Annotated in this window: 12 protein-coding genes; 4 read left to right on the top strand and 8 right to left on the bottom strand. The window is 45.6% G+C overall.

The features are described 5' to 3' along the window. Positions 1–356: 356 nt before the first annotated feature. On the bottom strand, positions 357–845 hold the full coding sequence (locus tag H5089_RS18165; RefSeq protein ID WP_182712818.1) for a GNAT family N-acetyltransferase: 489 nt from the start codon (positions 843–845) through the stop codon (positions 357–359). Between the two features lie 53 nt (positions 846–898). Next, the gene (locus H5089_RS18160) at positions 899–1,342 is read right to left on the bottom strand and encodes a GNAT family N-acetyltransferase (protein ID WP_182712817.1); all 444 of its coding nucleotides are present in this window, start codon (positions 1,340–1,342) and stop codon (positions 899–901) included. Positions 1,343–1,585: 243 nt separating this feature from the next. Between H5089_RS18160 and H5089_RS18155 the strand changes: the two genes are divergently transcribed. Then, the gene (locus H5089_RS18155; protein WP_182712816.1) at positions 1,586–2,110 is read left to right on the top strand and encodes a DUF2796 domain-containing protein; all 525 of its coding nucleotides are present in this window, start codon (positions 1,586–1,588) and stop codon (positions 2,108–2,110) included. Positions 2,111–2,926: 816 nt separating this feature from the next. Here H5089_RS18155 and H5089_RS18150 read toward each other — a convergent pair. The 4 genes from H5089_RS18150 to H5089_RS18135 form a co-directional block, all read right to left on the bottom strand. Next, the gene (locus tag H5089_RS18150; protein WP_182712823.1) at positions 2,927–3,604 is read right to left on the bottom strand and encodes an RHS repeat-associated core domain-containing protein; all 678 of its coding nucleotides are present in this window, start codon (positions 3,602–3,604) and stop codon (positions 2,927–2,929) included. Positions 3,605–3,734: 130 nt separating this feature from the next. Continuing rightward, on the bottom strand, positions 3,735–3,953 hold the full coding sequence (locus H5089_RS18145) for a tyrosine-type recombinase/integrase (RefSeq protein WP_310735817.1): 219 nt from the start codon (positions 3,951–3,953) through the stop codon (positions 3,735–3,737). Between the two features lie 87 nt (positions 3,954–4,040). Next, positions 4,041–4,415 (bottom strand): DUF4279 domain-containing protein, encoded by a 375-nt coding sequence (locus tag H5089_RS18140; RefSeq protein WP_182712815.1) that lies wholly within the window; start codon positions 4,413–4,415, stop codon positions 4,041–4,043. 2 nt (positions 4,416–4,417) lie between these two features. Beyond that, positions 4,418–4,939: an RHS repeat-associated core domain-containing protein gene (locus tag H5089_RS18135; protein WP_310735816.1), complete on the bottom strand. Its 522-nt coding sequence runs from the start codon at positions 4,937–4,939 to the stop codon at positions 4,418–4,420. A 985-nt stretch (positions 4,940–5,924) separates the two neighbouring features. Between H5089_RS18135 and H5089_RS18130 the strand changes: the two genes are divergently transcribed. Genes H5089_RS18130 through mobF form a run of 3 tightly spaced genes read left to right on the top strand, consistent with a single transcriptional unit; the run spans position 5,925 to position 10,386 of the window. Then, positions 5,925–6,155 (top strand): hypothetical protein, encoded by a 231-nt coding sequence (locus tag H5089_RS18130; protein WP_182712814.1) that lies wholly within the window; start codon positions 5,925–5,927, stop codon positions 6,153–6,155. Further along, a complete protein-coding gene (locus H5089_RS18125) occupies positions 6,155–7,801 on the top strand; it encodes a type IV secretion system DNA-binding domain-containing protein (RefSeq protein WP_182712813.1) in 1,647 nt (548 codons plus the stop codon). The genes H5089_RS18130 and H5089_RS18125 overlap by 1 nt, the downstream gene beginning before the upstream one ends. Next, a complete protein-coding gene (gene mobF, locus H5089_RS18120) occupies positions 7,798–10,386 on the top strand; it encodes a MobF family relaxase (protein ID WP_182712812.1) in 2,589 nt (862 codons plus the stop codon). Before H5089_RS18125 ends, mobF begins: the two co-directional genes overlap by 4 nt. Here mobF and nadS read toward each other — a convergent pair whose 3' ends face one another. Both nadS and H5089_RS18110 read right to left on the bottom strand, forming a co-directional pair. Further along, complete coding sequence (gene nadS, locus H5089_RS18115; RefSeq protein ID WP_182712811.1) at positions 10,387–10,677, bottom strand: NadS family protein; 291 nt, start codon at positions 10,675–10,677, stop codon at positions 10,387–10,389. Further along, complete coding sequence (locus H5089_RS18110; RefSeq protein WP_310735815.1) at positions 10,674–10,904, bottom strand: type II toxin-antitoxin system RelE/ParE family toxin; 231 nt, start codon at positions 10,902–10,904, stop codon at positions 10,674–10,676. Before H5089_RS18110 ends, nadS begins: the two co-directional genes overlap by 4 nt. Positions 10,905–10,931: the final 27 nt, after the last annotated feature.

Raw genomic sequence — 10,931 nt, 5'->3', positions numbered from 1 at the left:
GTGTTCGAAGGGCACATCTGAGCGGATGTAAAGCTCGCCTTTATAATCTATATAGTTTTAACAAATAACTTTAGATATTACTATCACAGTTTTCCATTGTATTTAACCAACCTCAATGGCCGGTAGTCGCTCTTTTGAGGCATTCGCCTAAACACGTTTTGGGGCAGAAACGAGTTACGGCTTATAGTCGGCTCATGGCACTCAGCAGTCACTTGATAACCTAGAATACTGATAATAATTGGCAAGATATTTTGCTTTAACAGTTATTATTGGGCTCACTTGTTTAGCAGTAACAGGCACTAAATTACCCGGTAATACAGTTTGTTTAATACTCATCAAAGATAGGAGTTGCAGGATTATAGACCTACTAAGGTGCTGCGCCTTTCCATTAAAACTACATTGCGCCTCACACCATTTAATTTACCTAGTTTCTCTCGATTTCCAACCTGCCTAAAACCATTGCGAGCATGTAAAGCAATGCTGCTAGTATTTTCAGGGAATATACTGGCTTGTAGCATCCATATACCGCTTTTTTCTGACTCATAAATGAGTGCATTGAGCAGTGCCTGCCCCAAGCCTTTACCTTGGGCTTGGTTTGCAACATATACACTTACCTCAGCAACGCCCGAGTATACCTCACGGTTTGAAACCGCCGATAACCCCGCCCAGCCAAGCACTTGCTCTCTTTGCACTGCAACAAGGCGACAACAGTTAAGCATAGAACTATTCCATTGCTGCCAATTTTTAGCTTTAGTTTGAAAAGTCGCGTTGCCGGTATCAATACCTTGCTGATAAATGTTTTGGACGGCTAAAAAATCATTCTTTGCAAATTGTCTTATGATCACAATATTTCCTTACAACTATTATTCCTTAAAATTAGCGACCTACTTATGATGAGTTAACTACTAATTTTAATAACCGCTAACATATCGTCGTCATCCTCATCGAGGCCAACTTCTTCAACCCCAAAACTTGTATAAAAGTTTTTAGCAACAGGATTTTGCGGGTTATAACAAATCTCGATTTTTTCAAGCTTAGAAGTTGCTTTAATCTCTTCAATTGCCATAGCCAGTGCTTTGCGCCCAATGCCTTTATTTTGATGAGTTTGCTCAACCATAAAGCGCCAAATAGAAACCTTTGTAAGGGTTTCTTGCACCCACATAAAAAAGCCTACTGGTAAACCATTTAAGCAAATAGCTTTACAGGTATACCCGCTATTGTAGTGCGCTTCGACTAACGACCACATATTACACGCCACGTATTCTTCTTGTGTTTTAGCAACCTCTAAATCGCATATGGCTTCGTAGTTATCTGAGGTGATGTCTTCCAGTGACAGTTTCATGTTTTTCCTTAAAAATAAATTACTTATATAACTAACCTGAACTTACCAGTATCTGTACCTATAAACAATATATGGCTTTATTCAATAAAAGGATGGCAGCTTAAACCTTAGATCGCTTTATAGGATAAAGCATTGCCAGCCTATAAGTTAAACACTCTCAATTATTATCTTTTTAGGATTCTATCAATATGTTATATTATAACAACCACTGTATTGAGCTCTATTTTAATTAAGGGTTAGTTTATGAAAGTGTTTACTCAAGGCCTGAGTGTTGCCCTGCTATTAGGGTTGGGCTTTAGTGCCCATGCCCATGCTCATGCTCAAAAGCATGTTCATGGGGAAGGTGAGTTACTTATTGCTCAAGAGGGCAATGTGCTGCAAATGCAGTTTATTATTCCGGCTGCCGATGCCCTAGGGTTTGAACACCAAGCTGCTAACTCATCTGATAAAAATGCTATTAACGTACTTGCTCAGCAATTAAAAAATAGTAGCCACGCTATTGATATTAAAGGGCAGTGTATTTTACAAAGCACCGAAAACTCACTTGCTCACGGCCACAGTGAGCACGATGAGCACGATGAGCACGATCATCATAATGTTGAAGCCACCTATAATTTTAACTGCAAGACACCGGTTATGGGCTTTTCGGTCACGCTGTTTAACTTAATGCCTTCGCTGAATGCGCTTAACGTGCAATGGATTAGTAATACGGGGCAAGGCTCAACAGAGGTGACGCGCAGTAATCCTGTAATAAGCTGGCAAAGCTAATATTTAGCCGCCAACTCACATGTTGTTTGAAGTGTAAGTTGACATAGCTACATTTGATTTCATTGAGCTACAACGACACAAATGAAGTGTAAGTTGGCATAAAATTGAAGCGTAAAATGACATAAAGTGACTATTTGGTAGAGTTTATTGAGCCTGTAACAGATTCTGTATAACTGCCATTTAGTTAATATACCTTCGAGGTGTTTCAAACCCGGAAATAAAACAGCCCATCGCCTGATGCCAGATTTGAATAAACATTAACCATTTTTACTGTCATCTTAGATTAGCCAGAAAAACAAAGCCCCAAGCTGATCTCAGCGAGAGGGGCTTTGAATTTAAAAACTAGCTTAGACTTCGTTAGTGTCTAAACTTATGTATTTTTGGGTAGCGTTCGGTGGCGGCGCTGGACAAATTTGCGCACCCTTCTGGCGCACACCGAATACTTCTGCAGGCAAATGCTGATCGAGCTGTTGGTGAAACTGATCGCTTCAGGCAAAGAAAAGCCCGGCACAAGACCGGGCTAATGAAGGTTAAGGCTTGTTGTTGGAAATTTCAATTTTCAAGATCCCTTACCTCAAAGGCTAATCCAGCTATTTATCTATCGTTGCTTAAATTTATCTGAAACAACACGAAAAATAATAGCCAAAAAGTAACTTAACAAGCCGAATGAGATTAATAACAACTCTATTCCTGTTTTAGCAAGAGAAAGCTTAACTAGAAGCCTATATACCACTTCCATTATCATTGACACCATTAAGATTGCGAATCCATTAGGGGATAATAATACAATCTTGAAAAAAGCTTCTTTAACTCTATTTAACATGACTTGTTTCCTGCACACTCAACAGCCCCGCCAGAATCACTAATAACGTTACCCATAGCTTCACCTATTCCAACTGACTCTGATTTAACTGTAGCTCCCAAGGCGCTACCAGTTGTAGAATTGATGTGGGAAGAGATTTGTTTTTGAGCGAATGATGATGTACCTTTTGCTGCTCCAACCACAGCATCAACAGCATCCCCACTAACGCTGCCTACAACAGCACCAATTGCACCGAGAGCAGCTCCCTTCAAAATTCCCGAGTCTAATTCTTTACCATCAATAGCATTATTCGCTACCGTCGAAGAAGTACCTATTAATGCACCACCATACGCATTAGCCCCAGCCTTTAGCGCAATGCTAGAAGTTAAAGAGGCAACACCTCTACCAAGACCAGCACCAGCAGCACCAGCTAAACCTGCAACTCCAATTTTCGCGACACTATTAAAATCTGCCTTTAACTCACCTGTAATAGCTTGTCTTGCAACCTCTAAACTGACTCCTGCAATAAAACCGACTAACCCCCACTCACCCGTCGGATCCGTCGCATTAATTGGATCATTCCCCACATAGGCATACCAGTTCATGCCGTCTTTGTAGCCGATGGGGTCGGTCTGCATAAAGCGGCCGAGCTTCGGATTGTAAACCCGTGCTTTGTAGTAAAGTAATCGGATTTACGATCCAGACTGCTCCTTCAGCCAACTAATTAATACTAAAGAATATTTTTATGAATAGCTAATAATGAAATGGGCTGTTCGGCACTTAGCACCAAAAGCCCATAAAGTAAGAAGGTTATTGACTTGCTCATGATTGGAACAAGCTTTTTTGGCTTAACGCCGAAGGGTGAGTTTTGTTGTACACCTCAGTTAATTTAGTGCGGGACACAAAGGTATAGATTTGGGTACTGCTAATATTAGCGTGACCGAGCATTTCTTGAACGTGCCTTATATCTGCACCGTTATCCAACATAATGGTAGCGGTAGAGTGTCGAAATAAATGACATGCTCCACATCCATCAACAATTCCTTATGAATTTTCCCTCAATGCCATACTATATAATAAAGCCCCGACTGGCGAGGCTTTGGATTCAAAGTCATTTTTCTAAGTTAGCTAGTCTGAGTAAAAATCAAAGGTGATTTTTAAACCCGCTTTTAGTAGCTTCTCGTATAAACTTGAATCTATAGTAAAGCTTCCTTGCCCGTTGTCAGAGCTAATCATGCAAAATATATCAATGCTAGCTTTAGCTTTTAAATCAGAATTTATACTTCTTTCTAAATAAAAGCATAAAAGTTGGTCAATTGCTTCTTGCATAGAAGACTCTTCATCAGTAGTTAACATCCACTGAGTATGCGGTCTTTTCTTTTTCACCTTGCCAAATTCTTGGCCTTTAGAAAAACCTTTCGTTGGCTCTCCTAGGTTGTAGACAATTTCTTCTAATGACAGAGAATCTGACTTAACCCTCAAAGATGCTTTGCATTCAAGCATTATTAATTCCCCTTCTTTTCGTCTTCAATATTGCCAATACTATCACCCAAGCTACCATCTTCAGTTTGAGGGAATACCTCTCCACAATCGTTACATACTTCTACATCTGGATTATTTGGCAAATTGGCATTTCCTTTAACAACATGAATAGCGTCTTTTACTTCCTTGGGTTTTAACCCGTGAGCTTTACCTATTTTCCCCGGCTTGTTAGATGTTTCTCCCCCACAAGTGGGACAATCTCCAACTTCAGGTTTTGTCTGTCCTTTGTTTTCACTAGACGCTGATTCGTTATACGAGTTTAATGCTTCAGACCCTGCATATCCTGCAAGGGCTGCACTTCCCACAAAGAAAGCAGCCTTTCCTAACGCTACGATTTCAGGGACAAAGAGCAATACAACTGCGAACTCGCCTGTAGGATCAACCATATTAATAGGATCATTCCCAACATAAGCATAAAGATTCATCTGGTCTTCATAACCCACAGGGTCAGTTTGCAGGAATCGCCCTAGCTTTGGATGATAAATCCGTGCTTTAATTCACCCTGACACGACCTTCACCGTGTAAATCAATTTTTCTCAGTTGCAACAAGCAGTTAAAGAGCATTCTCTATAGTGCTTTTCACACTACCAGTTTTTTGTCCTAGATGCACTTTTTTAGGTAACGGAACGGGTGCCATAGAATCGGATTTCAGACACAACACAGCGGCCAGAACAAGTAATAATTGGAGGAGCTTTTTTGGTGATCGATTCATCTTTACTGCCTTCAGTTTTTCTAATCGATCCCGGATGTTATGCACCTTTTCTTTAACTTCAACAAATATTCCCGTTTGGCAGCAATTATCCCGAGTAAACGCCATGTTTTGAGCGGTAGACTCTTAAACGCGACTAACAAGTGAGTCACTTTTAAGCGCCGAGATGATGGGTTTTGTGCACTTATTAACCACAAACGTACTTGACAGTAAATTAGTTTTAGATAGACCGTAATTTTTTTTCTTGGCCTGTTTAGGTGAGTTATTCGTAATTTCCCAATGACTTAACTACTTGACACTTTTTTATTCTTTAATATACCTAAAGCATTGATATATATACGTATATTTACAATCCAGCTATTCCCTTGATACACTGTAATCACTGGTTACATCCAAGCATGTTGTTTCGTTTGGTGACCAGATGAATGAGCTTTTTTGCCTTAATGTTAGGCCTCATCTTCTAACCTTTTTTCACCACAACAACATGCCAACTAAGTGCTTTTCACATTGGAGAGATTAATACATACGACCACGCACCTACTGTGCATACATGGCTTCCATTAATGACCTTCAAGGCAACAGCCCTTAACCCTTTTAACGGACTACCCGGATGTTTACCTGAGCAAGTTTGCTCACACATAAGCCCCCATTTTTAAAGGGCGACACATAGTAAACAATAAAAATAAGGTACAACCATGGCTACTAATAATAATGATAAAGCCCAGCGTGCCGTCACCTCACGCTTTACTTTAGGTGACTACATGGCTCTTCTAGCGGAAGCGGAACGCACTGGCTCTAACCCTTCACAGCTCATTCGTAAGAGCTGGCACGTCTACCAAGAGCAGCAGCAACTCGATGACCGTCTTGCTCAACTTGAGAGCCGTTTAACACGACGTGTGTTTGAGATCGTCTCTGCCGTTGCTGGTCTGTCAGATACGGAGCGTCAACAAGCAATGGCGCAAGCTAAGCAACAACTTAAGGGGGCAGCATAATGAACTCTGTCTCTCAACGTTACCAACTTTGGCCGCAGATGGGCTTAGCCTTTTCTGCGGGTACTCTCGGCTCGCTTTCTGCCTTACTGCCTGATTCATGGCAACAGAATGTATATTCACTGTACCAACATGGCTTCAACTGGTCACAAGCCTTAGAGCTTAGCGCTCCGGCTTTGGCTTCTGTGCTGCTCTCCGGCGCATTAACGTATAAGTGGTTGTATGTGCCCGGCGGCCGTGAACCTGTGACCCATTTGTCAGGCGTTCAGCGCCTGTCAGGTCGTAAAGCCAAGCGTCATGCTAAACGCGCCTTAGCTAAGGCTATCAAGAAGGATGCGATGGGCAAGGGATTGTATATTCACCCGGACGTACAACTGACCATGCGACAGGAACTGGCGAACTTATTGGTGTACGGTCAACAAGGCTCAGGCAAGAGCGTTATTCTTAAGCCGATTGTCCAGCAGATCCGCAGCCGTGATGACCGCTTATTTATCTACGATAGGAAGAACGAGTACACCCCATTGTTTTTGGATGAGCAGAGTGTGCTTATTAGCCCAACGGATGCGCGTAGTGCTCAGTGGGATTTGGCTCAGGATGTGACCAGTGAGCAAGACGCGACGTTAGTGGCCCATGCGTTAATCGCTGATACCCAAGACCCACTGTGGTCTAACGGCGCACGACTTATTTTGACAGGCCTGATGATGATTTTAATTAATCAGAATCGTCCTTGCTCTTGGTATAGTTTGGCTGGCTTATTGGACATGCCGCACAAGGAGCTGCAAGCCATGCTGGCGACTAATTACCCCCTTGCAACGCAGTTTGTGCAAGAGAACTCGAAGACCACTCAGAGCTTCTTTGTGACGCTGATATCCCAACTAAAGTGGCTTAAGACATTGCGTAAGCATTGGCGTCCCGGAGCTAAACATACTTTCTCGATTAAGCAGTGGTTTGCTAAGGGCAGTACCTTACCTCGTACGCTGATTGTGGCACACGATGAAGCCAATGAGAGCTTATCCGCTCCTTTGTGTAATGCGTTATTTTCTCTAATGGTCAGCCATGTGCTGACCCTTCCAGATTCAGACTCAAGGCGTATCTGGTTTGCACTGGATGAGCTATCTAGCTTGCCTAAAACGCCTGCGCTTGAGAAGTGGTTAAGACTGGCTCGTAGTAAAGGCGGCCGCACTATTGCCGGGTTACAAGCCCTATCACAACTACGCTCTGTTTATGATAAGGATACGGCTGAGACGATTTTAGCGCTCTTTGGCAACGTGATGGCTTTGCGGATGGGTGCGCCTGGCGATGCAGCCGAACATGCCGCTAAGAGCTTTGGTGAGCATCAGGTTGAACGCCGCATTACCACTTATACCGAGAACGGCCAGCGCTCAACCGCTTGCCAGTATCTGTCTGAGCCATTAGTCAGAGTCAATGAGTTAGTGAACCTTAAACAGAGCTGGCGAGGCATCGAAGGCTTTGTGATGGTCTCAACTTGGGAAGCCGTATATCAGCTACGTTTTCCATACCCTAAGCTACCAGCGATTGCAGAGTCTTTTGAGCGGACTGCACCGCTCTCTTTATATAAAACCCCGGCTGCGCCGAACCAAGCCATGTGTATGTCTAAGCCCAATCGGCTTAGGAGGCAGTCAACATGATGTCACTGTGTCCCATTCAGAACCTTGAGTATTACGATGAGCTGGCTGAGGAAGACTACTATAACGACGGTGGCGAGCCACCCGGTATCTGGGCGGGTAAAGCCGCCTTATTACTCAAGCTTCGCGGCGAAGTCTCCACCGAGGATTATTACAACATCATGCGCGGTTTCTCCCCTAAGGGGGAGGCCTTATGTCAGAACGCTGGCGATAAACACCGCCCCGGCTTTGACTTGTGTTTCAGTCCTCCTAAGTCAATGTCCGTACTGTGGGCACGGGCTGAGCCTGAGTTAAGGCGGATATTGCAACAAGCACATCATCAGGCGGTACTGGCCGCCATTGCCCATTTTGAAGCCCATGCGACCATGACCCGAAGAGGCAATGCCGAACAAGGCTTAATCCATGAGAAGGCGTTAGGGTTAGTCGTGGCGACTTATGAACACAGCACCTCTCGCGCCCTCGATCCCCAGCTTCATACCCACGCCCTAGTGGCAAACATCGCGCCACGCACAGACGGCACATGGGGCACCTTAGAGAGCCGTTATTTATTTTTATGGCAGAGCAGCGCCACCAGTTGTTACCGCGCTGAGCTGGCGTTTCAGTTGCGTCAGTTAGGCTTTGAGCTAGAGCCGTATCAGGACACGTTTCAAGTGGTCGGTGTCCCTCAGTCTGTCTGTGAGCATTTCTCGACACGCTCGAAGGACATTCGTCAGGCACTGGATGCCGCTGGCGTTCGCTCTGGTAAGTCGAAGGTCGGTGATGTATTGGTACTGGATACTCGCGAGAAGAAGGCGCAAGTGGACAGACCGAAGCTGCTTGAGCAGTGGCAAACGGAGATGGATGAGCAAGGCTTTACCCTAGCGTGCTTACAAGCCTTACAGCAAGACAGCCCAACACGGGCCGAGGATGAGCCTATCTTTGATGAAACGGCCATTGCTGAGCGCGTTGGCGAACGATTAGCGGTATTTCGTAAGCAAGATGTCTATCGTGCCGCTGGTGATTTAGCCCAGCTAACCGGCCACAATGCCCAGTACGTTGAGACGGTGACGAAACGCTTACTTGAGTCTGATACCGTGGTTGATTTGGGGCGGGATACCAAACGTAACCAAGTGTTCACCACCCAAGCGGTTATTGAGGCGGAACGTGAGATGATTGATCACGCTAAGGCACTGGCTAAGCATGAGGCGTTTTCTATTGAGCCTAAGTTCATTGAGGCCGCTTTGGCCACAATGGCCGAGCAAGGTGTTACCCTTTCTGATGAGCAGGTTGAGGCTGTCATGAGTGCCTGCACATCATCGTCTTTTGCGATACAACAAGGCTCAGCCGGAGCAGGTAAAACCACCTCGCTTAATGTGGTACGCACTGCATACCAACAAGCCGGGTTTACTGTCCTCGGTGCCGCTACCGCTAAGCTGGCGGCGAACAACTTGGCAGAAGAAGCTGGCATTGAGACCATGACCATTGCCCGACTACTCATCGACATTGAGCAAGAACGCTCCCCCTTAAGCGCTAAATCGGTGTTGTTGGTCGATGAAGCCGGACAGCTTGGTTCCGATCAACTTGCGTCCTTGTTACGCCATGCACGAGAAGTGCAAGCCAAGGTGGTGTTAACAGGCGAAGACAAGCAACTTGATGCCGTAACCAGAGGCGGTGCCTTACGTTATCTATCACGGCCTAATGTGCTGGGCACATCCCGTATCGAGACCATCCGCAGGCAACGTGAGAGTTGGGCGAGAGCGGCAGTGATGCAGCTAAGGGATGGCCTAGCGCTGGACGCACTACAAGCCCATGACGCACAAGGACTGGTTCACTTCGCCTGCGATAGCAAGGCGGCCAGAGAACAACTGATTGAGCAGTATCAGCAGTTTCGTCAGAGCAACCCGGACAAGCAAGCCGTCGTGTTAGCTCAGCACTGGGCAGACGTTGAACAACTGTCCAAGCGTATTCGTCAGCTTTATCAAGCGGACGGCCTTGTCAGCAAAAAGAGCATCACGCTGCCGTGTCATGTGGCCGACCGTATGATCCGCTTCGAGTTCGCCCTCGGTGAGCGGGTACGTCTGACTAAGAACGATTATCGCCGTGAGTTTTCCAACGGGACATTAGGCACCATCACAGGATTAACACAGCTAGAGGACGGCACGACTCACTTTACCATTCGGTGTGATGACGGCCGTACGTTGTCATTTAACAGTAAGGATTATTGCAATGAACATGGCCATGTGTATTTAGCTCAAGCGTATGCGCTGACCACCTATGCCTCTCAGGGCATCACTGTGGACGGCAGTGTCTTTGTATTACACAACGTCGGCATGGACAGAGCCACGGCGTACGTTTCTGGCTCACGTCACAAGGATAACTGTCACTGGTTCTTTAACCAATCCAGCATTGAGCAAGCTTGCAATAATGGCGAGACGTTAACGCAATCAGAAGCCCTTGAGGCGGTGTCTAAACTGATGAGTGAGGACAGCTATAAGTCGTTGGCGATTGAGCACTTAGAAGCGAAGCACGCTCAAGAGCGCCAGCTAGAGCAGGAACTGGCGCTCGAAGCGGGGCTTATTCCAGAGCTTGAACTAGAGCTGGATTGGTAATTAAGCGTGTAACGCTTTTAGGGCATGTTCCGGATCGGCATCCACTATTTTCAGAAGCGCACGTGCAGGGCCTGTCGGGTGACGGCGGCCTTGCTCCCAGTTCTCTAACGTGCGTTTGCTTACGCCCACCACGTTAGCAAAGCGGCTTTGACTTAAGCCTGTTTTGGCACGGATGGCTTTCACTTCCGGCTCGGCGAATGCGGTCACACGAGCAGGCTGGGCTTTCCCTTGGATAATGCTATCCGCTTGCTCCACGCTTGCCAGTAATTCATTAAACATATCGTCATTCATGCTGACCACCTCTCAACAACTTTTCGCAAGGCTTGCACCTGCGCATCGGTTAAATTCTCTTGTTCGTTTTTAGGGAAGGCATACAGCATGTAAAGCTGATCGTCTTCGGTCATCCAGTAATAGATCACCCGAACACCGCCGCTTTTACCTCTGCCCTCTAACGCCCAACGAACCTTTCTCAGGCCGCCACTTTGTTTGATCACCTTGCCCATGTCCGGGCGGTTCACTAAGGCTTCCTGCAATTCTTTGTATTC

Source organism: Pseudoalteromonas sp. SR45-1 (assembly GCF_014163655.1).
Lineage (GTDB): Bacteria > Pseudomonadota > Gammaproteobacteria > Enterobacterales > Alteromonadaceae > Pseudoalteromonas > Pseudoalteromonas distincta.
Note: the sequence above shows the minus strand (reverse complement) of the source record. Positions and strands in the feature narration are given on the sequence as shown.